The 25,593-nt window shown below is 69.6% G+C and carries 30 protein-coding genes and 1 riboswitch; of the genes, 14 read left to right on the forward strand and 16 right to left on the reverse strand.

What is annotated here, in order from left to right:
* Nucleotides 1-214 precede the first annotated feature (214 nt).
* From J2X34_RS02035 to J2X34_RS02045, 3 genes are read left to right on the forward strand one after another with little or no spacing between them, the layout of a single operon-like run.
* Entirely contained in the window at nucleotides 215-820 is a 606-nt protein-coding gene (locus J2X34_RS02035; protein ID WP_114718595.1) for a peptide deformylase, read from the forward strand.
* On the forward strand, nucleotides 807-1,067 hold the full coding sequence (locus tag J2X34_RS02040) for a GNAT family acetyltransferase (RefSeq protein WP_174912824.1): 261 nt from the start codon (nucleotides 807-809) through the stop codon (nucleotides 1,065-1,067). The genes J2X34_RS02035 and J2X34_RS02040 overlap by 14 nt, the downstream gene beginning before the upstream one ends.
* A gap of 14 nt (nucleotides 1,068-1,081) precedes the next feature.
* Nucleotides 1,082-1,882, forward strand: a complete 801-nt coding sequence (locus tag J2X34_RS02045) for an exodeoxyribonuclease III (RefSeq protein ID WP_429516004.1) — start codon at nucleotides 1,082-1,084, stop codon at nucleotides 1,880-1,882.
* Here J2X34_RS02045 and J2X34_RS02050 read toward each other — a convergent pair whose 3' ends face one another.
* Both J2X34_RS02050 and J2X34_RS02055 read right to left on the reverse strand, forming a co-directional pair.
* Nucleotides 1,883-2,236, reverse strand: coding sequence for a GNAT family N-acetyltransferase (locus tag J2X34_RS02050; RefSeq protein WP_114718592.1), 354 nt, complete (start codon nucleotides 2,234-2,236; stop codon nucleotides 1,883-1,885).
* A 91-nt stretch (nucleotides 2,237-2,327) separates the two neighbouring features.
* Entirely contained in the window at nucleotides 2,328-2,687 is a 360-nt protein-coding gene (locus J2X34_RS02055; RefSeq protein WP_429516005.1) for a GNAT family N-acetyltransferase, read from the reverse strand.
* Between the two features lie 190 nt (nucleotides 2,688-2,877).
* Here J2X34_RS02055 and J2X34_RS02060 point away from each other — a divergent pair, with 190 nt between their 5' ends.
* The 3 genes from J2X34_RS02060 (at nucleotide 2,878) to thiD (ending at nucleotide 6,098) form a co-directional block, all read left to right on the forward strand.
* Nucleotides 2,878-3,834: an alpha/beta hydrolase gene (locus tag J2X34_RS02060; protein WP_174912830.1), complete on the forward strand. Its 957-nt coding sequence runs from the start codon at nucleotides 2,878-2,880 to the stop codon at nucleotides 3,832-3,834.
* Between the two features lie 47 nt (nucleotides 3,835-3,881).
* Complete coding sequence (gene pip, locus J2X34_RS02065; protein ID WP_429516006.1) at nucleotides 3,882-4,865, forward strand: prolyl aminopeptidase; 984 nt, start codon at nucleotides 3,882-3,884, stop codon at nucleotides 4,863-4,865.
* A gap of 381 nt (nucleotides 4,866-5,246) precedes the next feature.
* Nucleotides 5,247-6,098: a bifunctional hydroxymethylpyrimidine kinase/phosphomethylpyrimidine kinase gene (gene thiD / locus J2X34_RS02070; protein WP_114718589.1), complete on the forward strand. Its 852-nt coding sequence runs from the start codon at nucleotides 5,247-5,249 to the stop codon at nucleotides 6,096-6,098.
* On the opposite strand, the gene J2X34_RS02075 is transcribed toward thiD, so the two are convergent.
* The 9 genes from J2X34_RS02075 to thiO all read right to left on the reverse strand — a co-directional run bounded on the left by J2X34_RS02075 (nucleotide 6,099) and on the right by thiO (nucleotide 13,371).
* Nucleotides 6,099-6,284: a hypothetical protein gene (locus tag J2X34_RS02075; RefSeq protein WP_429516007.1), complete on the reverse strand. Its 186-nt coding sequence runs from the start codon at nucleotides 6,282-6,284 to the stop codon at nucleotides 6,099-6,101.
* A gap of 74 nt (nucleotides 6,285-6,358) precedes the next feature.
* Nucleotides 6,359-7,228, reverse strand: a complete 870-nt coding sequence (locus J2X34_RS02080; protein ID WP_429516008.1) for an adenylate/guanylate cyclase domain-containing protein — start codon at nucleotides 7,226-7,228, stop codon at nucleotides 6,359-6,361.
* Between the two features lie 64 nt (nucleotides 7,229-7,292).
* Nucleotides 7,293-8,750 (reverse strand): M20/M25/M40 family metallo-hydrolase, encoded by a 1,458-nt coding sequence (locus J2X34_RS02085; RefSeq protein ID WP_429516009.1) that lies wholly within the window; start codon nucleotides 8,748-8,750, stop codon nucleotides 7,293-7,295.
* 98 nt (nucleotides 8,751-8,848) lie between these two features.
* Nucleotides 8,849-9,601 (reverse strand): ABC transporter permease, encoded by a 753-nt coding sequence (locus J2X34_RS02090; protein ID WP_429516010.1) that lies wholly within the window; start codon nucleotides 9,599-9,601, stop codon nucleotides 8,849-8,851.
* Nucleotides 9,598-10,563 carry an ABC transporter ATP-binding protein gene (locus tag J2X34_RS02095; protein ID WP_429516011.1) on the reverse strand — a complete coding sequence of 322 codons (966 nt, stop codon included), beginning with the start codon at nucleotides 10,561-10,563 and terminating at the stop codon, nucleotides 9,598-9,600. The genes J2X34_RS02090 and J2X34_RS02095 overlap by 4 nt, the downstream gene beginning before the upstream one ends.
* A gap of 110 nt (nucleotides 10,564-10,673) precedes the next feature.
* Complete coding sequence (locus tag J2X34_RS02100) at nucleotides 10,674-11,138, reverse strand: pentapeptide repeat-containing protein (RefSeq protein ID WP_254622633.1); 465 nt, start codon at nucleotides 11,136-11,138, stop codon at nucleotides 10,674-10,676.
* Nucleotides 11,139-11,322: 184 nt separating this feature from the next.
* Entirely contained in the window at nucleotides 11,323-12,072 is a 750-nt protein-coding gene (locus J2X34_RS02105; RefSeq protein WP_302675465.1) for a thiazole synthase, read from the reverse strand.
* A 1-nt stretch (nucleotide 12,073) separates the two neighbouring features.
* Complete coding sequence (gene thiS / locus J2X34_RS02110) at nucleotides 12,074-12,283, reverse strand: sulfur carrier protein ThiS (RefSeq protein WP_114721831.1); 210 nt, start codon at nucleotides 12,281-12,283, stop codon at nucleotides 12,074-12,076.
* Between the two features lie 11 nt (nucleotides 12,284-12,294).
* Entirely contained in the window at nucleotides 12,295-13,371 is a 1,077-nt protein-coding gene (thiO, locus tag J2X34_RS02115; protein ID WP_429516012.1) for a glycine oxidase ThiO, read from the reverse strand.
* Nucleotides 13,371-13,492: riboswitch (TPP riboswitch) on the reverse strand. Its footprint overlaps the gene before it by 1 nt.
* A gap of 26 nt (nucleotides 13,493-13,518) precedes the next feature.
* Between thiO and thiE the strand changes: the two genes are divergently transcribed.
* The gene (thiE, locus tag J2X34_RS02120) at nucleotides 13,519-14,211 is read left to right on the forward strand and encodes a thiamine phosphate synthase (RefSeq protein ID WP_114721736.1); all 693 of its coding nucleotides are present in this window, start codon (nucleotides 13,519-13,521) and stop codon (nucleotides 14,209-14,211) included.
* A gap of 19 nt (nucleotides 14,212-14,230) precedes the next feature.
* On the opposite strand, the gene J2X34_RS02125 is transcribed toward thiE, so the two are convergent.
* Nucleotides 14,231-14,665: a hypothetical protein gene (locus tag J2X34_RS02125; protein WP_114721830.1), complete on the reverse strand. Its 435-nt coding sequence runs from the start codon at nucleotides 14,663-14,665 to the stop codon at nucleotides 14,231-14,233.
* Nucleotides 14,666-14,681: 16 nt separating this feature from the next.
* Entirely contained in the window at nucleotides 14,682-15,929 is a 1,248-nt protein-coding gene (locus J2X34_RS02130) for a glycosyltransferase 87 family protein (protein WP_429516013.1), read from the reverse strand.
* Nucleotides 15,930-16,136: 207 nt separating this feature from the next.
* Between J2X34_RS02130 and J2X34_RS02135 the strand changes: the two genes are divergently transcribed.
* A complete protein-coding gene (locus tag J2X34_RS02135; RefSeq protein ID WP_114721732.1) occupies nucleotides 16,137-16,526 on the forward strand; it encodes a phage holin family protein in 390 nt (129 codons plus the stop codon).
* A 9-nt stretch (nucleotides 16,527-16,535) separates the two neighbouring features.
* Here J2X34_RS02135 and J2X34_RS02140 read toward each other — a convergent pair whose 3' ends face one another.
* Complete coding sequence (locus J2X34_RS02140) at nucleotides 16,536-17,057, reverse strand: winged helix-turn-helix transcriptional regulator (RefSeq protein ID WP_429516014.1); 522 nt, start codon at nucleotides 17,055-17,057, stop codon at nucleotides 16,536-16,538.
* A gap of 58 nt (nucleotides 17,058-17,115) precedes the next feature.
* Between J2X34_RS02140 and J2X34_RS02145 the strand changes: the two genes are divergently transcribed.
* The 3 genes from J2X34_RS02145 to J2X34_RS02155 all read left to right on the forward strand — a co-directional run bounded on the left by J2X34_RS02145 (nucleotide 17,116) and on the right by J2X34_RS02155 (nucleotide 19,742).
* Complete coding sequence (locus tag J2X34_RS02145) at nucleotides 17,116-18,504, forward strand: MFS transporter (RefSeq protein ID WP_429516015.1); 1,389 nt, start codon at nucleotides 17,116-17,118, stop codon at nucleotides 18,502-18,504.
* The gene (locus J2X34_RS02150; protein ID WP_114721726.1) at nucleotides 18,501-19,244 is read left to right on the forward strand and encodes an acyl-CoA thioesterase; all 744 of its coding nucleotides are present in this window, start codon (nucleotides 18,501-18,503) and stop codon (nucleotides 19,242-19,244) included. The genes J2X34_RS02145 and J2X34_RS02150 overlap by 4 nt, the downstream gene beginning before the upstream one ends.
* A gap of 87 nt (nucleotides 19,245-19,331) precedes the next feature.
* Nucleotides 19,332-19,742 (forward strand): pyridoxamine 5'-phosphate oxidase family protein, encoded by a 411-nt coding sequence (locus tag J2X34_RS02155; RefSeq protein WP_114721724.1) that lies wholly within the window; start codon nucleotides 19,332-19,334, stop codon nucleotides 19,740-19,742.
* Nucleotides 19,743-19,766: 24 nt separating this feature from the next.
* Here J2X34_RS02155 and J2X34_RS02160 read toward each other — a convergent pair whose 3' ends face one another.
* Entirely contained in the window at nucleotides 19,767-20,606 is an 840-nt protein-coding gene (locus J2X34_RS02160) for an NUDIX hydrolase (RefSeq protein WP_114721722.1), read from the reverse strand.
* A gap of 157 nt (nucleotides 20,607-20,763) precedes the next feature.
* On the opposite strand from J2X34_RS02160, the gene J2X34_RS02165 reads away from it, so the two are divergent.
* From J2X34_RS02165 to J2X34_RS02175, 3 genes are read left to right on the forward strand one after another with little or no spacing between them, the layout of a single operon-like run.
* Nucleotides 20,764-22,113, forward strand: coding sequence for a hypothetical protein (locus J2X34_RS02165; protein WP_181818766.1), 1,350 nt, complete (start codon nucleotides 20,764-20,766; stop codon nucleotides 22,111-22,113).
* Nucleotides 22,113-23,093 carry a glutamate ABC transporter substrate-binding protein gene (locus J2X34_RS02170; RefSeq protein ID WP_114721720.1) on the forward strand — a complete coding sequence of 327 codons (981 nt, stop codon included), beginning with the start codon at nucleotides 22,113-22,115 and terminating at the stop codon, nucleotides 23,091-23,093. Before J2X34_RS02165 ends, J2X34_RS02170 begins: the two co-directional genes overlap by 1 nt.
* A gap of 24 nt (nucleotides 23,094-23,117) precedes the next feature.
* A complete protein-coding gene (locus tag J2X34_RS02175; RefSeq protein WP_429516016.1) occupies nucleotides 23,118-25,367 on the forward strand; it encodes a tetratricopeptide repeat protein in 2,250 nt (749 codons plus the stop codon).
* Here J2X34_RS02175 and J2X34_RS02180 read toward each other — a convergent pair.
* Complete coding sequence (locus J2X34_RS02180) at nucleotides 25,300-25,593, reverse strand: hypothetical protein (protein ID WP_114721716.1); 294 nt, start codon at nucleotides 25,591-25,593, stop codon at nucleotides 25,300-25,302. The genes J2X34_RS02175 and J2X34_RS02180 overlap by 68 nt on opposite strands.

The following is a 25,593-nucleotide window of genomic DNA, read 5'->3' on the forward strand; positions in this document are numbered from 1 at the left end:
CGACTGCTGTCTCGCCCGGCCTCGGCGAACCTCGTGCCCCCTGGTGGGCCCGATCGGATCAGGCCGAACGTCGTGTTCGGGCGCTCGGCCGAACGACCCCCCGATCACGAATTACACCGATGTTCTTCCTGGTCATTGAACCACGATCGCGGCGGCGGCGGCCGGGTTCCGCCGGGGCGCGCCGCTATTCGCACGCCCATTATCCTTGGTGACCATGGCAATTCTTCCGATCCGGATCGTCGGCGACCCGGTACTGCACGAGCCGACCAAGCCGGTGACCCAGTCGCCGGCCGAACTCGCCGAACTCATCGGCGACATGTACGACACGATGGACGCCGCCAACGGCGTCGGCCTGGCCGCGAACCAGGTGGGTGTGCCTCTGCGCCTGTTCGTCTACGACTGCCCCGACGTCGACGCGACCGGCAAGGCGATCCGCCGCCGCGGCGAGGTGATCAACCCGGTGCTCGAGACGTCGGAGATTCCGGAGACCATGCCGGACGAGGACGACGACGTCGAGGGCTGTCTGTCGGTGCCCGGCGAGCAGTTCCCGACGGGCCGCGCCGACTGGGCGAAGGTCACCGGCACGGACGCCGAGGGCAACCCCATCGAGATCGAGGGCCACGGTTTCTTCGCGCGCATGCTGCAGCACGAGACCGGACACCTGGACGGCTTCCTGTACGTGGACGTGCTGATCGGCCGCAACGCCCGGGCCGCGAAGAAGACGATCAAGCGCGCGGGCTGGGGTGTGCCGGACCTGAGCTGGACGCCGGGCACGGTGGACGACCCGTTCGGTCACGACGAGGACGATGACGAGGACTGACCCACCTCGGGGTCAGCCGACGCTCGGAGGCCGGGTGGTGGTGCGGTATCGCCTGCCACCCGGTGGCACCCACCCGCTCACCGACGTGATCGGCACCCTCGAGCAGCTCGAGCCGACGGTGGTGGTCCGCACCGCCGACGACCGGGTCGTCGAGGTGGATCGGGGCGATGTGGTGCGCCTGAAGGCCCTCGGCCCCAAGCCGGTGCGCCGGTCCGGGACCGGGTCCGACGACTGTCGGGGCAGCTGACTACCCTCACGGGTGTGCGACTCGCGACGTGGAATGTGAACTCGGTCCGTGCCCGAACCGACCGGATCGTGGACTGGCTGGCCCGCACCGACACCGACGTGTTGGCGATGCAGGAAACCAAGTGCAAGGACGAGCAGTTCCCGTACGAGCGGTTCACCGAGGCCGGCTACGAGGTGGCGCACGTCGGGTTGAGCCAGTGGAACGGCGTCGCGATCGCGTCGCGCATCGGGCTCGAGGACGTGCAGATCGGGTTCGCGGACCAGCCCGGGTTCAACAAGGATCCGGAGGCGGAGGCCGCGCAGGAGGCGCGCGCGATCGGTGCGACGGTGGGCGGGGTGCGGGTGTGGAGCCTGTACGTGCCCAACGGCCGTGAGCTGACGGATCCGCACTACGTCTACAAGCTGGAGTGGCTGGCGAAGCTGCGCGCGGACGCGGAAGGCTGGCTGGCCGGCAACCCGGACGCGCAGATCGCCCTGGTCGGCGACTGGAATGTCGCGCCCACCGACGAGGACGTGTGGGACCCGGCGTTCTTCGAGGGCAAGACGCACACGTCGCAGCCGGAGCGGGACGCGTTCGACGCGTTCGACGAGGCCGGGTTCGCGGATGTGGTGCGCCCGCACGCGCCCGGTCCGGGCGTCTACACGTACTGGGATTACACGCAGTTGCGGTTCCCGAAGCGTCAGGGCATGCGCATCGACTACGTGCTGGGTTCGCCGGCGTTCGCGGCGCGGGTCACCGGCGCGCACATCGATCGGGACGAGCGCAAGGGCAAGGGCGCGAGCGATCACGCGCCGGTCGTGGTCGACCTGGACTGATCAGGCTGGCCGCTCGTCGAGCAGGTCCAGGTACTCGGTGTGGGTGCCGAGGAACCGCGTGACGTAGGTGCACACCGGTCGGATCCGGGTGCCCTCACTGCGGGCCCGGTCGAGCACGGCCCGCACCAGTACCGCCGCCCAGCCGCGACCGCTTCGATCCTCTCGGACGACGGTGTGCAGCAGGGTGAGCACGTCACCGGACGGCCCGGCACTGTCGCGGTGATAGCCGAGGATGCCGACGAGGTCGTCGCGCACCCACAGCTCGTAGCGCTCGTGTGGCGGGCTGTCGACGATGCGGACGGCGTCGGCGACGGCACCCGCAGTTCGTGGGGATTCGGTGTTCACGTTCCCCATGAAACCGGCCGAACCGCCGGCACCGGGTCCGTTTCGGGACGGGTGTGGCGGTTCGATGCAGTTCCTTGACCGCGCCGTGGCCGGAGGTCGATCAGTTGAGGGAGATCGAGTCGAGCGGAACCATGAGGTCCCGATACTCGGGGTTGGCCTCGACGAACCTCTGCACGTACGTGCACACCGGCCGGACCTGCCAGCCGTAGTTCCGCGCCTGGTCGAGCGCGCGCCGGACCATGACGGCGGCGAGGCCGCGGTGACCGAAGTCCTCCACGACGACGGTGTGCATGAACGACACGACCGGGGAGATGGCGCGGCGTCCGCCGGCGCGTTTCTTGGCGACCGGCGAGGTGTCGTAGTAGCCGACGATTCCCACCAGATCCCCGTTGAGCCACAGCTCGAAACGGTTCTGGTCGGCATTGTCGGTCACGTCGGCACGGGGCGAATCCGCGAACACGACACCTCCTCGGGACGCTTTCGGTGCAATAATGTGATCCACGCCACTATTAGTACAGGCGGCCGGGCCCACCTGTCAGGCGTTTGACCGAATGTTTTGCGATCGGATTCCCGGCAAATGCCGTTGGCCGCCGGTGCGCCCGGGCAGACAATCGAGGGACACCGCGTTGCACGCCGGAAGGGATGTTCCGATGCCGCTCGAACCGGTCCTCGAACCCGCCGCGCAGGAGTTCGCCGACGCCACCGCCGAACCCCCGTTCCTGTACGAGCTCCCGGTCGAGGAGGGCCGGGCCCAGTTCGACGAGGTGCAGTCCGGCGACATCGCCAAGCCGTCCGTGGAGATCGAGGACCGGGTGGTGGACGGCGGTCCGTCCGGGCAGATCCCGATCCGGATCGTGCGCCCGCGCGCCGCGGCCGGCCCGCTGCCGGTGATCCAGTACAACCACGGGGCCGGGTGGGTGTTCGGCGATGCCGACATCTACGACCGGCTGATCCGCGAGCTGGCCGTGGGATCCAATGCAGCCGTGGTGTTTCCGAGTTTCACCCGCTCACCGGAGGCGAAGTATCCGACGGCGATCGAGGAGCTCTACGCCACCTCGATCTGGATCGCGGACCACGGCACGGACGCCGACCTGGACCCGACGCGGATCGCGGTGGCCGGCGACAGCGTGGGTGGGAACATGACGATCGCGCTGACGCTGCTGGCCAAGCAGCGCGGCGGCCCGCAGTTCCGCCACCAGGTGCTGTTCTATCCGGTCACCAACGCCGAGTTCGACACCGACTCGTACCGCCAGTTCGCGCACGGCTACTTCCTCACCGTGGAGGCGATGCGCTGGTTCTGGGATCAGTACACCACCGACCCGGCGCATCGGGCCGAGATCACCTGCTCGCCGCTGCGGGCCACCACCGAGCAGTTGGCGGGGCTGCCCCCGGCTCTGGTGATCAACGGCGAGGCCGACGTGCTGCGCGACGAGGGCGAGGCGTACGCGAACAAGCTACGCGCCGCGGGCGTCCCGGTGACCGCGGTGCGGTTCCAGGGGATGATCCACGACTTCATGATGCTCAACGCCCTCGCCGACACCCACGCCGCGCGGACCGCACTGCTACTCGCGACCACGGCTCTCGAGCGTGCCCTCTACGGCGCCTGAAGAAACACGGAGTCCCGAACACGCAGTGGCCCTGTACCTTCAGAGGCATGACGGCCCTGTATCCACGGATCGAACCGTACGTGCACGGCATGCTCGAGGTCGGTGACGGCAACCGGATCTACTGGGAGTGCTGCGGCAATCCGGACGGCATTCCGGCGGTGGTCCTGCACGGCGGCCCCGGTTCGGGATGTGCACCGGGGTGGCGGCGCTTCTTCGATCCGTCGGCCTACCGGATCGTGTTGTTCGACCAGCGAGGTTGCGGCCGCAGCCTTCCGCACGCGAGCGACCCCGCAACGAGTCTGCACGGCAACACGACCCAGCATCTGATCGCCGATATCGAGCGGTTGCGGACCCACCTCGGCATCGACCGCTGGCTGGTGTTCGGCTGGTCGTGGGGTTCGACGCTGGGATTGACGTACGCCCAGAGTCACCCCGGACATGTCCGTGCGATCGTCCTCGGTGCCGTCGCCACCACCTCGCACACGGAGGTCGAATGGGTCACCCGCGGTGTAGGCGTGCACTTTCCGGAGCAGTGGGCGCGCTATCGCGACGGCGTGCCCGCCGAGTGGCGTGACGGCGACCTCGCCGCCGCCTACAGCCGGCTGCTCGAGAGCTCCGATCCGGCCGTGCGCGAGCAGGCGGCACGGGACTGGTGCGCGTGGGAGGATGCCCATGTGCGGGTGCGTCCCGAGCACCGCGCCGACCCGCGCTACGACGACCCGACGTTCCGAATGTGCTTCGCGCGCCTGGTCACCCACTACTGGAGCAATGCGGCGTTTCTCCCCGACGGGCAGATCCTGCGCGACGCGCACCGACTGCACGGCATCCCCGGCGTCCTGGTGCACGGCATGCGCGATATCAGCTGCCCCGCGGACAGCGTCCGCGCGCTGGCCGCAGCGTGGCCCGATGCCGAGTTGCATCTCGTGGACGAGGCCGGCCACTTCTCCGGCGATCCGGGCATGACAGACCTGGCCGTGGCCGGCACGGACCGATTCGCCCGGGCACACACGTATGCCGATCCGCTCCAATAGTTGTACTGCAGTTCATTTTTGAGCCTGACCCGAGCGACCCCAAATCCCCGCCGAAACCATCACCGACTTCGCCGTTCCCGGCGCCACCGGTTGCGGACCGCTCGGCTCGCTGAACTGGGCCGTCAACCTGCGGGCGGGTCTGCCCTCCGCTGGTACGGGCAACTCCCTGTCCACCACGAGCGCCGTCTACAACGTGGCCGGCTGGGAGCTGGTCGAACCCTGATCCACCCGCATCATCTGATCCACCGCTGACCTCGTCCCGGTGCCGGCATCCCTCCGGCACCGGGACGAGTCACGTCGTGGACGTCCCAGCACTCGAGCTTCACCGCGCCCCTCACACCACCGTCCGTCGCACCCGGTCACATGGGTAGGCTCGAGGCCGTGAACTACCTGCCCCTGACGCCGACCGGCCAGACCCCGATCCGCGCCCTCACCATCGCCGGCACCGACTCCGGCGGCGGCGCGGGCATCCAGGCCGATTCGCGCACCATGGCGATGTGCGGGGTACACGCGTGCGTCGCGGTCGCCGCGGTCACGGTGCAGAACTCGGTGGGCGTCAGCGGATTTCACGAGATCCCGCCCGAGACGGTGGCCGCGCAGGTGCGCTGCGTCGTCGAGGACATCGGCGTCTCCGCCGCCAAGACCGGCATGCTCGCGTCCACCGCGATCATCGAGGCCGTCGCGCAGGTGTGCGCCGAGGTCGGCATCGGCCGCGACGGCTCCATCCCGCTGGTGGTGGACCCGGTGTGCGCGTCCATGCACGGCGATCCGCTGCTGCACGCCGAGGCGCTCGACGCCGTCCGCAACACCCTCATCCCCATCGCGTCGCTCGTGACACCGAATCTCGACGAGGTGCGCCTCATCACCGGCATCGAGGTGGTCGACGACGCCAGCGCCCGCCGCGCCGCCGAGGCCCTGCACGCGCTCGGCGCGCAGTGGTCGATGGTCAAGGGCGGGCACCTGCGCTCGTCGACGTCGAGCACCGACCTGCTGTTCGACGGCGACACCTTCCACGAGTTCACCAGCCCGCGGATCGATACCGGCAACGACCACGGTGGCGGCGACACCCTCGCCGCGGCCGTCGCGTGCGCGCTCGCCAACGGCTACGCGATGCCCGACGCGGTCGCATTCGGCAAGGAGTGGGTCACCAAGTGCCTCGAGGCGTCGTACGACCTCGGCGCCGGACACGGTCCGGTCTCGCCGCTGTGGCGACTGGATCCAGAAAACGCCTGATCAGCGCGAATAGTCGCGCAAAGTCATGACGAAACCGACCGCCACCACCGGCACCGCGAGGATGTAGACGGCAATCCGGAACCACGTGGGCCCGTAGTAGCTCACCGCGATCGCCGCCGCTAACGCCGCGATGATCATCAGCACCCCGTAGAAGGGTGTTCGCTGTGGATGCTCGGACTCGGCCACGTCCTCAGTGTGCGCGCCGGGTGACGGGGGCGGCAACCGTTTCCCGAACTCGTCGGAATCGTCCGGCTGCGGCGTCACCGCGGTGCGGGCGCCGGTCGCAGCACGAACACCCGCAGGTCCTCCGGCACCCCACGCTGCGGCGCCGCCAGCAGACCGCGGCGGTACCGCTTGGCCACCAGGCCCAGCTCGGCGAGCCGCTCCTCCCCGATCGCGTCGTACGTGTTTCCGGACATCACGACGTTCCCGTTGCCGCCGAGCTCCATCATCCGGGCTGCGACATTGACGTCCACGCCGAACCAGTCCGCGCCGATGGGCTGCGGCAGCCCGGTGTGCAGGCCGACGCGCATGCGCGGGCGGTAACCGTGGTGGTCCAGCGTCGCGAGCGCCGCGCGGGCCGCGAACACCGCCTCCATCGCCTTGTCCGGATGGTCGAACACCACCATCAGCCCGTCGCCGAGCCGCTTGACCACCTGGCCGCCGCGTTCGATCATCGGCGGCTCCACCGTCGCCGCCACTTCCCGCAGCAGACCCAGGGTGGCGCCGTCACCGGCGCCCAGCGACCAGCTCGAGAACCCCACCAGATCCGTGAAGACGATCGTGACCTCGCCGTTCGCCGGACCGCCCCATGCCTTCTCGAGCATCGCCTGCAGCACCTGGAGTGCCGCCATGCTCACCTCGCGGGACGCACCCGGCCCGGTGTCGATCATGCGGGCCGCCGCCCGGGCCCCGCCCGGACCGGCCGTCGACAGCGGATCACCGAACGCGGGATCCCCGGGAAGCGCCTGCCGGATCCGCCGGACGGCATCGACCAGCTGGGGCTGCCGGTCGGCGTCACGGACCCATTTCGCGACCGAGCCCGTCACGTTGGCATGCCCACTCACGGCGCCGGAATCGGTCTCGACCGGTTCCGGTGTGGCGCCGTCTCCCTGCGGGTCGTCACTCACCCCGGCAAGAATAATCGCGGGCCGGTCATCTCGCAGAACTGCCGCGTGACGCCGCTTTCGGCGCCTACTTCCCGGCATCGGCACGGGCCGCCGTCCGCGCGTCACCGGCCGCCGGCACCCCGTTCGGACCGTCGATCGACTGTGCGTAGTGCCCGACGCCGTACCCCACGGCCTCGGCGTTGAGGGCCAGCGCCCGACGATCGACGTTCGCGAGCGTGTCCTGTGACGTATGGTAGTTCGGGTCGAACATAGTGTCGGCCTCACCGCCCCACTTCTCGGCCTGAGTTGTGGTCTTGTTCTCGTCGGCGCCCGTGAACAACCCGCCCGCCGGGATTCCGACAGCGATGAACGGCCCGTAGTCGGAGCGGCCGTCGAAGTCGGTGCCGTCCGGCGAGATGCCCAGTTGCAGCAGGATCGCGTCGAACGTGCGCTCGATGCCCGCCGACCCCTCCGGCCCCGGGCCCTCGCCCGCCTTGTCGGAGTTGTCGCCGTCGTACGCGAGGTAGCCGGCATTGTGCGAGCCGACCATGTCGAAGTTCAAGTACATCGCGATGTCGCCGCGTGCGGCGGCGTCGAGACCGTTCACGTACGCCTCCGAGCCGAGCAGTCCGATCTCCTCACCGCCCCAGAACGCGAACCGCACCGCGTTGTCGACGTTCGGCGTCGCGCCGAGCTGCCGCGCCGTCTCGAGCAGCGCCGCGACGCCCGAACCGTTGTCGTTGACACCCGGCCCCTCCCGGACGCTGTCCAGGTGCGCCCCCACCATGACGACGTTGTCGTCGGCGCCGGTCTTCGTCTGCGCAATCACGTTGCGGGACTTGGAGGATTCGACGGTGGCGTCGATCGTCAGCGTCGCGTCGCCGCCCTGACGCACTGCCGCCCCGTCGGCCTTGTCGATGCCACCGGCGGGGATCCGCGCGGCGTCCTTGTCGCCCAACGTGCCACCGGTCAGCGGGCCGTCCTCGTTGTTGACCACCAGGATCGCCGCCGCACCCCGATCGGCCGCCACCTGCTGCTTCTGCGCGAACGGGCACGACCCGCGATCCACCAGCGCCACCGCGCCCGTGACATCGAGGCCGTCGTAGTCGGTGGCCTCACAGCCCGGGGTGTCGTCCGACGGCACCGGCACCAGCCGGGCCTGCAGTCCCCCGGGCGGGGTGGCCGGCGAGTACGTCAGCGCCTTCACCGGCACGTCCCGGCCCGACACCTGCAGTGTCTGCGTGGTCACCTGAAAGATGTCGACGTCGAATTCCGATGTCTCCACATCTAATCCGGCCTGCTCGAGCTGCCCCACCACGTAGTCGACGCTCGCGTCGTAGCCGGGTGTGCCGGCCGCGCGGTTGCCGCCGTTCTCGGTGGCGATGAGCTCGAGCTGTTCGAGGTCGCCGATCACCGCGTCGGTGTCGATCGCTGCCGCCAGCCCGGGGCCGTCGATCGGAGGGCTCAGGTCGTCGGGATCGCTGCACCCCGACAGCATCAGCACACCGGCCAGGCCCGTCACGAACGCCGCCCTCATTCGCATGCGGCGAAGCGTAACCGCCGCGGCAGCCCCGTGCCGCTGAACGCGAGGAGGGTCCCGCACCGGTATCGGTGCGGGACCCTCCTCGTAGGCGGGAACGGTCAGGCGTCGCGCTTGTTCACCAGGAACAGGGCCGCGCCGAACACGATCGCGACGAACGCCGCGAAGTAGAGCAGTGCACCCCACGGACCCCAGTGGAAGTCGAAGTTGGCACCGCTTCCGAGGAAGTAGGAGATGTTGTTGAACGGGCCGAACTCGCCGATGTACTTGCCGACCTTGGGGATCATGGTCGCGAGGCTCTCGATCACCAGCGGCCACAGCAGCAGCAGCGAGATGGCACCCGCCGACTGACGGATCAATGTGCCCACGCCGACCGCGAGCACCGCCAACAGCGCGTAGTAGATCGGGATGCCGAACAGTTCGCGGGCGTTGTCACCCGAACCGATCGACAGGCTCACGCCCGAGGTCGCCTGTCCCAGGTAGAACGACACCAGCGAGATGATCAGACCCAGTACCGCGGCGACGATCGCCAGCAGCAGCGCCTTGCCACCGATCACCTGCGTCCGGTTAGGGATCGCCTGGAACGTGGTGCGGATGACACCGAAGCGGTACTCGGTGGTGACCGCGAGCGCCGCCATGATCATCACCAGCATGGCGCCGAACTGGGCAGCGCCGGCCTGCGTGTACGCGACCGTGAACTCGCCCATCGACGTGTCGCCCGACGAGACCAGCGACTTGTACGCCGTGCCCATGATGGCCGCGAACCCGACACTGACGACGACCGCGATGAGGCTGCACCACATCGGTGACTTCGTGGTCGTCAGCTTGATGCGTTCTGCATTCAACACGCTCATCGGAGCGCACCTCCCATGTTCTGCGCAGCGTCGACGGGCTGTCCGGCGACCTGAGCGTGGTACTGCACGTCGTCACCGGTGAGCTTCATGAACGCGTCCTCGAGCGAGCCCTGCTGAGACGACAGCTCGTGCAGGACGATTCCGTTGGAGCCGGCGAGCACACCGATGTCGTCGGTCTTGACGCCCGACACCAGCAGTGCCGGCTGGTGATCGAGACCGGCGTCCTCGCGGACCGCGAACCCCTGCGCGGTGAGCAGGCTGCGCAGCGCGTCGAGCTGCGGGCTGCGCACCCGCACGGACGCATCCGACGAGCGGTCGACGAAGTCCCGGACGCTGGTGTCCGCGATCAGCCGTCCGCGGCCGATCACCACCAGATGCTCTGCGGTGAGCGACATCTCGGACAGCAGGTGGCTCGACACCAGAACGGTGCGCCCCTCCGCCGCGAGGCTCTGCATGAACTTGCGGATCCACACGATGCCCTCGGGGTCGAGACCGTTGACCGGCTCGTCGAACAGCAGCACCTTCGGGTCGCCCAGCAGCGCGCCGGCCAGGCCGAGCCGCTGCGACATGCCGAGCGAGAATCCGCCGGCCTTCTTGTTCGCGACCTCGCTCAGGCCCACCAGGCGCAGCACCTCGTCGACGCGCGACGCGGGCAGCGAGTTGGCCGCCGCCATCCACTGCAGGTGTGCCTTGGCCGACCGGTTGGGGTGCACCCACTTGGCGTCGAGCAGCGCGCCGACGGTGCGCAGCGGCTGCTTCAGCTGGTGGTACGGCACCCCCTCGATCAGTGCGGTGCCCGACGTCGGCGTGTCGAGGCCCAGGATCATCCGCATGGTCGTCGACTTGCCGGCACCGTTCGGGCCGAGGAAGCCGGTGACGATGCCCGGCTTCACGGAGAACGTGAGATCGTCCACCGCTTTCGTCGACCCGTAGGTCTTCGTCAGTCCCCTCACTTCAATCATGGGGACCACAATGCCCGATGAGGGGACCTCCGCGCATCGGTCGCAGGTCTACATCCGTGTCATACCCAGGGATGACACGAACCCTGAGACAGAGTCGGGGACCACCCGGATCAGGCCCGGACGGCGCCGTCCGGCATCGTCACGTCGGTGAGATCTGCGCCACTCACGTCGGCCGTGGCGAGCACCGCGCCGGTCAGATCCGCGTGCGCGAGGTACGCGCCCGCCAATCTGGCTCCCGTCAGGTCGGCGTCCTCGAGGTGCGCCCCCGTCATGTACGCGCCCGAGAGGTCCGCCCCGGCGAGGATCGCGTGCGCCAGGTACGTCGACGTGAGGAACGAGAGCGTCAGCACCGCACCCGACAGGTTGGCGTTCGTCAGATACGCCTTGCTGAAGTCGGCGTCCGCGGCGACGGCGCCGGCGAGATTGGCTCCCGTCAGGTTGGCGCCGCCGAGTTCCGCGGACGTGAGGTCCGCTCCCGACAGGTCGATACCCGCCATGTTGGCGCCCGTCAGGTTGGCACCGGCGAGGTCGGCACCCGACAGGTCCATCCCGTGAAGGTCCGGAGCGTCGGGCATTTTGTCACGTCGGGCGTTCCACGCCACGACATCCGAACGGAGGAGTTGAAGAAGATCTGCATTCAGCGTCGACATGGCATGTCCTATCCCGGCACTGGAACCAACGGAGCAGTCGCTGCCGAGCCTATGTCGCCCGCGCGCGTTCGGCCAGGTATTTCGACCAATCCGTGATCCGCGTGTCTCCCTACATCGGCGACGACGCCTGCGCCCAGAACCGCTTCGGAATGCGGCCGGCGTGCCGGGCCTCGTAGCCGGCGGTGACCGCGCCGCGCATCGCCGACGCCATCAGCGCCGGGTCCTTCGCGCGCGTGACGGCCGTCGCGAGCAGCACCGCGTCACAGCCCAGCTCCATCGCGAGCACCGCGTCGCTCGCGGTGCCGATGCCGGCGTCCAGGATCACCGGCACGTTCGCGGCATCGACGATCATCTCGATGTTGTGCGGGTTCGAGATGCCCAGACCGGTGCCGATCGGCGAGCCCAGCGGCATCACCGCGGCACAGCCCACGTCCTCGAGGCGCTTCGCGAGCACCGGGTCGTCCGTGGTGTACGGCAGCACGGTGAAGCCATCGTCCACCAATTGCTCTGCCGCGCTGACCAACTCGATAGCGTCGGGCAGCAGTGTGCGCTCGTCGGCGATCACCTCGAGCTTCACCCAATCGGTCTCGAGCGCCTCGCGCGCGAGCTGCGCGGTGAGCACGGCCTCGGCCGCGCCGCGGCAGCCGGCGGTGTTCGGCAGTAGCGCGATGTCGAGGCGGCGCAGCAGGTCCAGCACCCCGGTGCCGCCCGCGGCATCGACGCGGCGCATCGCGACGGTGGTCAGTTCCGTGCCCGACGCCACCAACGCCTCCTCGAGCACCGCGAGGTTCGCGGCGCCGCCGGTGCCCATGATCAGGCGGGAGCCGAACGTGCGGTCGGCGATCGTCAGCTTGCCCATCTCAGCCACCCTGCACCGCCGTGAGGATCTCGATCTCCCAGCCGCGGCCCACCGACTCGGTCCACCGGCCGCGCGGGAACACCGCACCGTCCACCGCGACCGCGATGCCGCGCTGCGGCAGTTCCAGCCGATCCAGCAACTCGGCCACCGTCAGCGGCCCGTCGAATTCGTGGTCCTCACCGTTGACGGTGATACCGATCAACTCACTCATCCAAACCTCACTCATGCCCGCTCATACGTCTGCTGTGAAAATCGTTCGGCGGCGGCACTTTCCGCCTCCGCCAGGGGGTTGCCGTCGAGAATCGCGACGGTCGCGTCCGCGGTGACCGGGGTCATCAGGATGCCGTTGCGCCCGTGCCCGGTCGCGAGCACCACCCGATCCGAGACGCGGCCGATGATCGGCATGTTGTCCGGACTCATCGGGCGCAGACCGGCTTTCGCCTCGTACAGCTCGTACTCGCCGATCGCGGGCATCAGTGCCTCCGCATCGGCGATGAGGTCCCGCACCCCGGCGACGGTGACCTGGGTGTCGTGGCCCGACTCGTACTGCGTCGCACCGACGACGATGCCGTCGGCGCGCGGCACCAGGTACGACGGCCGGCCGTGCACACTGCCGCGGATGGTGCGCCGGGGCGCCGGCGTCACGCCCGGCCGGGACCGAAGACGCAGGATCTCGCCCTTCACCGGACGCACCGGCAGATCCGGCCACAGCTGCGCCGAGTTCGATCCCGCCGACAGCACCACCTGATCGGTGGTGAGCGTTTCCAGGTCGGTCACCGACTGCTCGATCAGCTCCACACCGGCCGCGACGGCGGCCGTCCGCAGCGCCTGCACCAGTAGCCGGTTGTCGACGGCCAACTCGGTGGGCGCCTGCAGCGCCAGGCGGATGCCGCGGCCCAGCGACGGCTCCAACTCCCGGATCTGCGCGCGGTTCAAGATCTTCAGCTCGTGCCCCTGCGTTGCCACCCACTCGGCGATGGTGTGCAGGTCCGCGGCGTCGGCGGCGTCCAGCGCGACGGTCAGCGAGTCGTCGGACGTGAACAGTGTCACCCCCGCGACGGCTTCCAGTTCGGCGCCGAAGTCCGGCCACCGCTGCAGCGACGACGCCCCCAGCGCCAGCGCCTTCTCCTCACCGGGCCAGCCCTCCGACAGCGGGGCCAGCATGCCGCCGGCCACCCACGACGCACCGCTTCCCGGTGCCGGGTCGTACAGCTTCACCGTCCAGCCGCGCTGCGCCGCACGCCAGGCGATCGACAGGCCGATGACACCGCCACCCACGACGGAAACCGATCGGGTCAACTTTTCTCCACCTCACTCCCTGCGCCGGCATGATCCGGGTCAGGTATGACGGTCGGGGCCGGCAGGCCCCCTCTCAGCCCCGCGCACAGTCTGCGCTCCTGGGACTCCCGTGTTGATTCGTCCGCATTAGAGACTACCGTTCCAGGTGTGCATGCCTCCCAGTCCGTCAAGCGCCTGACGCCCCGCGAGCGACTCGCAGACGCGCGCCTCTATCTCTGCACCGACGCCCGCCGCGACAAGGGCGATCTGGCCCACTTCGTCGAAGCGGCACTCGCCGGCGGCGTCGACATCGTCCAGCTCCGCGACAAGGGCTCGGCGGGCGAACGCGAACTCGGGCCGATGGAGGTCAAGGAGGAGCTGGCCGCGCTCGCGGTGATCGGTGCCGCGGCCCGCCGGCACGGCGCGCTGCTCGCCGTCAACGACCGCGCCGACCTCGCGCTCGCCGCGGGCGCCGACGTCCTGCACCTGGGCCAGAACGACCTGCCGGTGCACTACGCGCGCCGGATCGTCGGCCCCGACGTCGTGATCGGACGCTCCACCAACAACCGCGCGCAGGCCAGCCTCGCCGCGATCGAAGAGGACGTCGACTACTTCTGCACCGGGCCGGTGTGGGCCACCCCCACCAAGCCGGGCCGGACGGCGTCCGGCATCGAACTGGTCCGCAGCACCGCCGACGCCGCTCCGACGCGGCCGTGGTTCGCCATCGGCGGCGTCGACCAGGAGCGGCTGCCGCAGATCCTCGAAGCCGGCGCCACCCGGATCGTCGTCGTGCGCGCCATCACTGCCGCCGACGACCCGGAGGCCGCCGCGCGGGCGCTGTCCGACGCGCTGCGCGGCTGACCACCGCTCGGCGCCTCGGTCAGCAGGTTCCGGAGACGGCCCCGTCGACCGAGTCCTCGATCATTGCGCGGCTCGCCTCGGGCATGTCCTCCCAGGTGGCGGTACTCGGGTCGAGCGGCGGCGCGCCCACCGCTTCGGCCTGCATGTTGTAGGAGGCGACCCAGACGGCCGAGTTCGCCTTCAGCTGATCGAGGAACGCCTGCCCCTGGGCCGCACGGTCGAACGACTCGCCCGTCCCCTTCGCCTGGGCCTCGGAACTGTCGAGGAAGGCGGTCACCTGGCTGCACATCTCCTTGACCGCGGCGTCGAGCGCGGCAGAGTCGTCCTGAGCGGCCGTCCCCTGCACGGAGGTGGTCGCCGACGGGCCGGACGCGGAGGTCTCCTCGCTGTCACTGCAACCCGTCAGGAGCAGCAGTGCGGCGGGGACGAGGGCGATCACATGTCGAATACGCATGCCCGACATGGTGACACTATGTCCGGTTCGCATCGGCGGCCGGTACATGGTCGTGCACTCCGTCGGGTGTGCATCGGGCCGCGACGATGCCGGCCCCGATCAACACTCCGACGTAGAGGAGGATGTAGATGTTCATCAGGACGTCGGCGACGGTCCACCACGGCGGGAACAGGAACAGCCCCACCACCACGACGTACTCGTCCCACCGGTAGGGCCAGGCCCCGGTCGCGACCGCGATCACGAGCGCCGCGAGCCACCACCACCAGTTCGTCAGTGCCCGGTGCACGATGTAGACGAGCAGCGGCACGAACCACACCCAGTGGTGGCTCCACGAGAACGGCGAGACTGCCGCGGCGCTCAGCCCCGCGACCGTGACCGCGAGGAGATGCTCGCCGCCGCGGTGCAGACGCAGCACGATCCACATGCTGACCACCACGACGATCGCCGCGAGCACCACCCACAGCACCGTCGGCGCGGGCTTCCCGGTCAGGTGCGCGATCACGCCGCGGATCGACTGGTTCGACGGGTGCTCGTCCTGCGCGATGCGGGTGGACTCGAAGAACGTCTTGGTCCAGTACTGCCACGAATCGTTCGGGAGCACCAGCCAACTCACGCCGATGGTGGCCGCGATGGTCCCCACGGCCACGGCCGCGGCCCGCCACTGCCGCAGCACCAGGTAGTAGAGGACGAAGTACGCCGGCGTCAGCTTGATCCCGGCGGCGATACCGACACCGACGCCCTTGAGCTTGCTGTTCTCGCCGCGCGAGACGTCCCACAGCACCAGTGCCATCAGGACCAGGTTGATCTGGCCGTAGAACAGGGTCGTGCGGACCGGTTCGAGGAACGTACACGCCACCGCCAGCAGCGCCGAGACACCCACCAGGTACGGCGTGATCCGATACCCGAGCATCCGCCAGCACAGCGCGACGATGGCAACCAGCAGGACTAGGTTGGCCCCCATCCAGATGTACTTGTCGATCCCGCCCGGCAACAGTCCGAACGGGATGAACATCAGCGTCGAGAACGGCGTGTACGTGTAGAGCAGGCCGTGGATCACCGGTTCGGTGTAGAGCGGCAGATCCTCCATGACGTGCCGCGCGCCGTCGCGGTAAACGTCCAGGTCGGCTCCGCCGGCGAAGATTCCGATCGTCGGCATCCACGGACGCACGGTCGTGAACACCAACACCACCGACGCGATCGCCCACAGGACGAGCACCGCGAGATGGCCCCGCCGACGCGGTAGTTCACCTGCCTCGGGCCACATTCTCCGCAACACCCGCCTGGCCCCCTCACCGATCTGCCCGGATTGATCTACATACCAAGCCTAAGCAATGAAGCGTCTCGATCCCGCATCCGTTCTTACCGGCCACCCCCCTCCCCTGAGAGGTCGCCACGGACGTTCGGCCACGTTACCCGCCGCACGGCGCCGCTGATCGATACACTCGCCCGAACTACACGAAAGGGCCGGAACATGATTCGCCTTCTGATCAGGTGTGCGTTCTTCCTGGGCTCGGCCGCGGTCGGGATCCTGGCCGCCGTGTGGTTGCTGCCCGAGGTGTCGGTCAGCGCCGCCGGGTTCGTGACCGCCGTCGTGCTCTTCGCGATCGCGCAGAGCGTGCTGTCACCGTTCATCACGAAGATCGCGGCCAAGAATGCACCCGCATTCCTGGGCGGGATCGGACTGGTGTCGACCTTCGTCGCCCTGGTGATCGCGTCCGCCTTCGGCGGCCTGTCGATCTCCGGTTGGCGCACGTGGGTTCTCGCGACGCTCGTCGTGTGGCTGGTGACCGCCCTCGCCACGCTCGTTCTGCCGCTGGTCTTCCTCCGCAACCGGCGGGAAGAGAAGAAGGCCGAGGGCTGACGCCCCGCCCTACCGCTCCCTGTCCCGTTCCATCGCCCTCCGCGCCTGTTCGGCGGTGACGTTCGGGACCACCCGCAGCTCGCCCAGTGGGACCCGACGCCCGGATTCGCTGCGCACCTCGACGTGGACGGGTTCGCCGGAGGTGTCGTCCGCGAGGTCCAGCGGCCCACCGCGCTCGCCCTGCAGGTACTTGTCCCCCCACTGCATCAGCGCCAGCACAGCGGGCAGCACATCCCGCCCCTTCTCGGTCAGGACGTACTCGTGCCGGGTGCGCTGCCCCGGCTCCTTGTAGGGCTGCCGCTCGAACAGTCCCTCGGCGGTGAGTTCCCGCAACCGTGCGGCCGCCACCGCCTCGGTGATCCCGACACGTTCCGCGAAGTGGTCGAAACGGGTTGTGCCGTAGTACGCCTCGCGCAAGATCAGCATCGCCGAGCGCGTACCGATCACGTCCATCGCCTTCGCGATCGAACACTGCGTGGCCCGCCACGCGTCGCGGTCCGCGAGAAACCCGTCGAGCCGTGCCGTCTCCATGCACCCAGATTACCCCCTGGCTTGCTAAATCCATAGCCAGGGTCCACACTCCCTGACTATGCAAAACAAAAGTCAGAATCCGGGTGCGCTCATCGCCATCCTGTCCGGGGCGCCGTTCGTCGCGGCCCTGGACCTGTTCGTCGTCAACGTCGCCCTCGACGACATCGCCACCGACTTCGCCGGCACATCGCTCTCCCAGCTCAGCTGGGTCCTCAGCGCCTACGCGATCGTCTACGCGGCCCTGCTGATCCCGGCCGGCCGCTGGGCCGACCGCGTCGGACGCCGACGCGCGTTCCTGGCAGGCCTGGCGCTGTTCACGATCGCGAGCGCCGCGTGCGCCCTCGCCCCGTCACTGTGGCTGCTCGTCCTGTTCCGCCTGGCGCAGGCCGCGGGCGCCGCCGCGCTCACCCCTGCCAGCCTGGGCCTGCTCATCGCGGCCCTGCCCGATGCCCGACGCGCGCTCGGGGTGCGCCTGTGGGCCGCGACCGGCGCCGCCGCGTCGGCCCTCGGCCCCGTACTCGGCGGACTGCTGGTGTCCGCGTCGTGGCGCTGGATCTTCCTGATCAACGTGCCGATCGGCGTGGTGCTGCTGTGGGCGGCCGCGCGCATCGTGCCCGAGTCCCGCGATCCGCACCCCACCGATGTCGACCTTCCCGGCGCGGGTCTGCTCGCGGCCGGTCTCGGCGCGGTGTCGCTGGCGTTGGTACAGGGCCCCGACTGGGGATGGACGCACGCCGGCACCCTGGTCGCCGCCGCCGTCGGAGTCCTCGCGCTGGCCTGGTTCGCTCGGCGCACGGTGCGTCACCGCAATCCGTTGGTCGACCCGGCGTTGCTGCGGGTGCGCCCGTTCGCGTGGTCCAACGTCACCGCGGTCGCGTTCAGCGCGTCGTTCGCCGCCGGCCTGCTCGCGAACATCCTGTGGATGCAGACCGAGTGGGGCTACTCGGCACTGCGCACCGGTCTCGCGGTGGCGCCCGGCCCGCTGCTGGTCCCGGTCTTCGCGATCGTCGGCCAGGTCCTCGGCCGGCGCCTGCCATCCGGCGTCGTCGCCGGTCTCGGCAGTGCACTGTGGGGCGCCGGCACCGTGCTCATCCTCGCGAGCGTCCACACCGAACCGAACTACGCGACGGGCCTGCTTCCCGGGTGGCTGATCGCCGGCGCCGGTGTCGGACTCGCCCTGCCGACGATTCTCTCGACCGCCACCGCGACGCTGCCGCCCGCCCAGGGCGCCACCGGCAGCGCGGTCGTCAATACCAGCCGCCAACTCGGCAGCGTCCTGGGTATCGCGATCCTCGTCGCCGTTCTCGCGGCGTCCGACTTCACCGCCGCGTGGTGGACCATCGCCGCCCTCGCCGCGCTCGGGGCCGTCACCGCGCTCGCGATGTCGCCCCGGCCGACCGCACAGATTCCCCCGCAAACCGTTACCGCACAGGAGTTCTCGTCATGACCACGACCTTCGATCCTTTCCCCACCCGATTCGACGACACCTGGCGCGCTTTCGACGGCATCCACGGCGGCATGGTGCTCGCGGCGATGCTGCGGGCCGCTTCCGTCGAGACCGGCGCCGTCCCCGCCGCCGCCACCGCGCACTTCTACGCCCCGGTGCGCCCCGGCCCGATCGACATGACGGTGCAGCGAGGACCGGCAGGCCGGTCACCGGGCGTGCAGGTGCGCGCCGGCACCGCCGCGACGGCACTGGTCCGTCTGTCGCGAGGTGCTGCTGCCGCCCGGCACGCACCGTCGATAGAGACGGCCGTCGACCCGGACAGTCTTGCGGGACTGGATATCCCGATCGACTTCGTGCCTTTCTCGCAGCACCTCGACATCCGTCCGATCAACGCCGCACGTCCCTTCGCGGGCGGACCGGACCCGGAGTTCGACGTGTGGATCCGGCTGCGCCCGGGGTTGGAGTTCACCGGTGTCGAGCGCGCCGCGATCCTGCTCGACGCGCTTCCTCCGGGACTGTTCGCGATACGCACTGCGCCGGCACCGATCCCGACCGTCGAGTTGACGGCGCACTTCGCTCCCGCCGCCGGGTCTGCCACCGGACCGTGGCATCGACTGCGCCACCGCACGGTGTGGTGGACATCCGACGAGTGCGTCGACGAAACCGAACTGTTCACCACCGACGGCGAACTCGCCGCCCAGGCGCGACAGCTGCGCCGCATTCTGGACACCTCACGGTGATGCACAGCTCACACCCGGACCTGGTGGCACGAGCGTGCCGCAGCGGGCAGAGTCGAGGGTGAAGGCTCACCGAGGATCGGAGCAGACATGCAGGACCGGACAAACCCCGTCGCCGCTCTCACCGAACAGGACGCGCTGGACCTGTTGTCCACCGAACGCCTCGGTCGGCTCATCCTCGTCACCGACGACCGGCCGGATGTTTACCCGGTCAACTACGTGGTGCACGACGGCAAGATCTACTTCCGTACCGCCGAGGGCGACAAGCTCACCGAGCTCACACTCAAGCCGATGACCACGTTCCAGGTCGATCACGCCGACGCGACGTCGGCGTGGAGCATCGTGGTCCACGGCATCGCGCGCACCCTCGTGCGGTTCGACGAGATCAACGCCGCCGAGGAGTTCGCTCTGCAGTCGTGGGTGCCGACCGCGAAGTACAACTTCGTCGAGATCCGTCCGACGGAGATCCACGGCCGCCGTTTCGTGCTCGACCGCGGCTGAGGCAGGCCGGGCCGCGGCCGGCCGTCAGTCCAGCCAGTTCAGCACGGCCGACGGCGACAGTGCGAGCACCGACTCGGGCAGCCGGTCGCGCAGTCCGCGGTCGGCGGTCACGACGGCGGTGAGTGCCCCGCCGCCGGCCGCGAGCCGCGCCAGTTCGTCGTCGCCGCTGCCGGCGGCGGTGTGCACCGGGATCCGCGTGTCGACGTAGCCGGCGGCGCGGGCCTGCCCCTCGAGCACCGCCTCGATGCGCGGCAGCCACCCGAATCCGCCGTCGGGCAGTTCGATCGTGCGGGGCAGGACCTGGGCGATCCGGTCCAGCAACTCCGTCGTGGCGCCCGGCCGATCGCGCCACCAACCGGTGGGCCGGGATCCGAGCACGTTCGCGGTGTCGAGCAGCACCCGCACCTCGGTGGTCCGCAGGCCCGGCCACGCGGTGGCGAAACCCGGATGCAGCGGCATGTGCTCCACCTGGGCCTCGGGCACCCAGCGCAGCTCGGTGCTCTCCCCGTTCGGGACCAGTGCCAGCGTCTTGTCGGCGTCGGCGATCACCGTCGTGTACGTCCAGCCGCCGGCGACACTCGCCGTCACCCGCTCGGTGCGCACATGGACCGCACCGACGTCGATACCGGTCTCCTCCTGCGCCTCGCGCACCGCGGCGTGGATCGTAGTCTCGTGGCTGTCCCGCGCGCCGCCCGGCAGCGCCCACGTCCCGCCCTGGTGACTCCACGCGGCACGGTGTTGCAACAGCACCCCGGCCGAACCGTCGGCCAACGGGGCACGCAGCAACAGCCCCGCCGCACCGTGCCGGCCCCAATGCCGTACCCCGTCGGGGGTCGTCGCCCAACCGTCTCCGTCACCGCGCATGGAGTGCCTCTCACCTGCCCTGTCCGCCGAGCCGCTCACCTGTCCCCACAGTATTCCCCGCCGCATCACGAATCGGCGGAACAACCTGCCGGTGCTGCTTATATGCTCGGCACTACGGAACGGCGAACCAAACGGACGGCGAACCGAGGTATGAGCCGTGGCAGTGCCGGAGACGACGACGGAGTCGACGCACGCGGCGGACGCGAGGTGGGAGGACGCGCCGCCGAACCGCGCCGCCCGCGTCCACGTGCGCCCACACGCCGCGCGTGACCTGCTGCGATCGACACCCGCCCGCCTGCTCGCCGTCGGCGTCGCACTGCTGCTCGGCACCGTGGCGGCGGGTCTGATCGCCTCCATGGTGGCCGGCGAGCGCAAGCAGGACATCGACACCCTGTTGTCCACCACCGAGCCGCTGGCCCGATCGTCACAGAACCTGTACGCGTCGCTGTCGGTCGCCGATGCCGCCGCGGCCACCGCCTTCCTGTCCGGTGGCGTGGAACCGAGCGAGGACAGGGACCGCTATTCGCAGGCCATCGGGACCGCGGCCGCGGAGTTGGTCGCGACGTCGGACGGGCTGCCGGGCGACGACCAGGGCCGACGGCTGCTCACCGAGATCGCGACGAAGCTCCCGGTGTACACGGGGCTGGTCGAGACCGCACGCACCAACAACCGCGCCGGCAACCCGGTCGGCACCGCGTACCTGGCGGAGGCGTCGGCGCTGATGCAGACGGACCTGCTGCCGTTGGCACAGGCCCTGCACACCGAACGTGCGGCCGCATCGCTGGCGCCGCAGTCCGGGTTCGCCCGCCCGCCGTGGTTCGCGATCGGGCTGCTCGTGGCATTGCTGGCCGCGCTGGTGGCGACGCAGGTGGTGCTGTCGAGGCGGACCAGGCGCACGTTCAACGCCGGGCTCCTGTTGACGACCACGGCCATGGCTGCGCTGCTGGTGTGGATGCTGGTCGCGGGGATCATCTCCGCGGTGTCGGCGCACGAAGCGGTCCGGCAGGGCTCCGAGCCGCTCTCGACGTTCGCGGCGGCGCGCATCCTCGCGCAGCAGGCCCGCACCCAGGAGATCCTGCAACTGGTCCGCCGCGACGAGAAGGCCGAGCACGCGCAGGTGTTCGTCGACGACACCGACCAACTGCGCAATCTGCTGGACAACTACTCGGTGGACGTCGGACGCGACGACGCCGACCGGGCGGTGCAGGCGCTGGACGGCTGGACCGCGTCGCACCAACGCATGATCGACGCGCTCACGGTGGGCGACTGGACGGCCGCCGCCATGACGACGGTCGGTACCGATCCCGCGACGGCGGCCTCGCAGTTCGACATCGTCGACGCCGCTCTGTCGGACGGCGCCGAGGCCGCCCGCGCCGAACTGAGAGGCGACATCTCCCGTTCGTCGACGGTGCTGTCGGCTCTCGGGCCCGGCGCGCTGGTGCTCACGGTGGTCGCGGCCATCGGTATACCGGTGGGCCTGTGGCCCCGCCTGCGGGAATACCAGTGATGCCGCTTCGGCACCTTGCGACAACCGTCGTGGTCGTCGGGGTGGTGGCCGCGATCGCCGCCGGGTGCTCGACGCCACCCGACCCGTACACCCTCCCGCCCACCGAGACGTACAGCGTTGCGCCGCTACCGGAGGGGGCGTCGATCGTGACCTCGGCGCCGACCCCGACACCGCCGGTGGACTGCGGAGACCCGACCGCCAGCCTGCGACCGTTCCCGGCCGGCGAGATACCGCCCAGCGCGTCGCTCGACGCCATCCGCGAACGCGGTCGGCTCGTCGTCGGGCTGGACACCGGCAGCAACCTGATGAGCTTCCGCAATCCCGCGACCGGGGACATCGAGGGCTTCGACGTCGACGTCGCTCGGGAGATCGCCCGCGACCTGCTGGGCAGCCCCGACAAGGTGGAGTTCCGCATCCTCACCTCATCCGAACGTGAACAGGCCCTGAAGGATTCGAGAGTCGATATCGTCGCCCGGACGATGAGCATCACGTGCGACCGGCGGCAGCGGGTGGACTTCTCCACGGTGTACTACCAAGCGCAGCAGCGGATCCTGGTGATGGCGGGCTCCCCCGTCACCGACGTCGCGGACCTCGCCGGCAAACGGGTGTGCGCGGTCGCCGGCACCCGCTCCCTCGAACGCATCGTCCGGGCGCAACCCGACGCCACCGTCGTCACGGTCCCGACGTGGTCGGACTGCCTGGTGATGCTGCAGCAACGCCAGGTCGACGCGATCAGCACCGACGACACGCTGCTGGCCGGGATGTCGACGCAGGATCCGTATCTGCGGATGGTCGGACCGAGTCTGGGGCCGGAACCCTACGGCATCGGAATCACCAAGGGCAATGATGATCTGGTGCGATTCGTCAACGGCACACTGGAAAGGATCCGCAACGACGGCACGTGGGAGAGGATCTATCAGAGATGGCTCTCCGGACTGGGCCCCTCACCGGGACCACCACCCCCCACCTACCGGGACTGACGAGGCAGCGAGAACGGAGGATAGATGGCGGGAAAGGATGCGGCAGAAGAGCATACGGTCGACACGGGCGAGATCGCGCAGACGCGCGCCACACAGCACGCGGACGAGCCGATGTCGACCCAGGAGAGCGCACCCACCACCGGGCGCCGGGCCCGCACGCAACGCACCCGGACGGTCTCACGACGTCGACTCGGAGACGGACTGGTGGAGGTGCCACCGGTCCCGCTGCGCGGTCCCGCGTCCGCAGTCCTCACCGATCCGCACGTCCCGGAGCGCAAACGGTTCTGCTGGAAATGCAACAAGCCGGTGGGACGGTCCACCGACGGCGAACCGGGCCCGACGTCCGGTATCTGCGCCAACTGCGGGTCCCGCTTCGAGTTCGCGCCACTACTCGCCCCCGGCATGGTGATCGCCGGCCAGTACGAGGTGCAGGGGTGTATCGCCCACGGCGGCCTCGGGTGGATCTACCTCGCGATCGACCGCAACGTCGACGACCGGTGGGTGGTCCTCAAGGGTCTTCTCCAACTCGGCGACGCCGAGTCCCGCGCCGTCGCCGCATCCGAACGACAGTTCCTCGCCGAGGTGGAGCACCCGAGCATCGTCAAGATCTACAACTTCGTCGAATTCCAGAAGGAAGGCTCCCCGCCGGCCGGATACCTGGTGATGGAGTACGTGGGCGGTAACTCGTTGCGCGACATCCTGTCCACCTACCGGCGACCCGACCGGTTGCCCGTCGATCAGGCCGTCGCGTACATCCTCGAGATCCTGCCTGCCCTCGAGTACCTGCACTCCATCGGCCTGGCGTACAACGACCTCAAGCCAGACAACGTCATGGTCACCGACGAACAGGTCAAGCTGATCGACCTGGGCGCCGTCGCACCCCTCGAGAGCTACGGCTACCTGTACGGCACCCCCGGTTTCCAGGCACCCGAGATCACCGAGACCGGGCCCACCGTCGCGTCCGACATCTACACCGTCGGCCGCACTCTCGCCGCACTCACGCTCGATCTGCCGTCCGAGAACGGCCGCTACGTGGACGGACTGCCGTCCCCCGAGCGGGCCCCGCTGCTCGCCGAGTACGACTCGTACCGACGGCTGCTGCTGCGCGCGATCGATCCCGACCCGGACCGTCGATTCGGTTCCGCCCGCGAGTTGTCCGCTCAGCTCACCGGGGTCCTGCGAGAGATCGTCTCCCGCCAGGACGACCAGGAGCATCCCGCCCTGTCCACCGTCTTCAGCCGCCAACGCGCGACGTTCGGCGCGGACGGGTTCGTGGAACAGACCGACGTGTTCGTCGACGGCGTCGAGCGCGCACGAAAACTCGACGCCCACAAGGTTGCCCAGGCTCTCGCGGTGCCGCTGGTGGACTCCGACGATCCCGGTGCCGCACTGGTCAACGCCGCGGCGCACAGCGATCCGCAGTTGATGCTGGACGTCCTCGATCGGGCCCGGGAAGGCCGCTCCGGCGAGGTGCTGAAGTCGGTGGAACTGCCGCTCGCGGAGGTGCGCTCGTACCTCGATCTCGGCGAGGCGAGCCGGGCCCGGCAACTGCTGCGGCCGCTGGCCCTGACGCACCCGCACGACTGGCGCATCGAGTGGTACCGAGGGCTCGCGTCGTTGTTGTCGAACGAACTGACCTCCGCCTACGCATCTTTCGACGCCGTGTACTCGGCACTGCCCGGCGAGGTGGCGCCCAAACTCGCCCTCGGTGCGACCGCCGAGCTGCTGCTCGATCACAGCGACGAGGAGGGAGTCGACCGCTGGCGGATTCCGGCCGTCTCCTACTACGAGACGGTGTGGCGGATCGATCGCAACGTCGTCAGTGCCGCCTTCGGATCGGCCCGACGCCGCGCCGCCGACGGCGACGTCCACGGCGCGGTCACCGCCCTCGACCAGGTGCCGACCGGCTCGCGCAGCTACGGCCTCGCCCGGATGACGGCGGTCCTGACGTACCTCGCGGTGCGGCCGATCCGCAAGATCACCGAAGCCACGTTGCGAGAATCGGCTCGGCGCGTGCAGGCCCTGCCGCGGGCCGAGAGCCGCGGGCCGCAGATGCGGACCGTGGTGCTCGGCACCGCGCTCCAATGGCTCCTCGAGGGGCACACCCCCACCACCGCGCGCGAGCCGCTGCTCGGTGTTCCCTTCACCGAACGCGGCCTGCGCGCGGGGACGGAGTCCTCACTGCGAGCGATGGCGCGCAGTGCGCCTACGCCCACTCACCGCTATACGCTCGTGGATCTTGCGAACGCCGTCCGTCCGCGAAGCCTGTTCTGAGCGCCCCGTCGGCCCGGCTCGAACTGCCGGACTCCTGGATTCGCGCACCGAACCAGGACAGCGCCGCGAGGACGAGGACGACGGCGACGGGGATCGGCAGGACGAGCGGAGTCGCCAGCGCCAGCACCACGGTGAGCAGCGGTGCCAGCAGTCGGCGCGGTTCGGGCCGCGTCTCGGCCGGAGCCGGCTCGACCATCCAGTTGCGGTACCTCGTGCCGTCGTCCAC

It is taken from the genome of Rhodococcus sp. BE178 (assembly GCF_050433545.1).
Lineage (GTDB): Bacteria > Actinomycetota > Actinomycetes > Mycobacteriales > Mycobacteriaceae > Prescottella.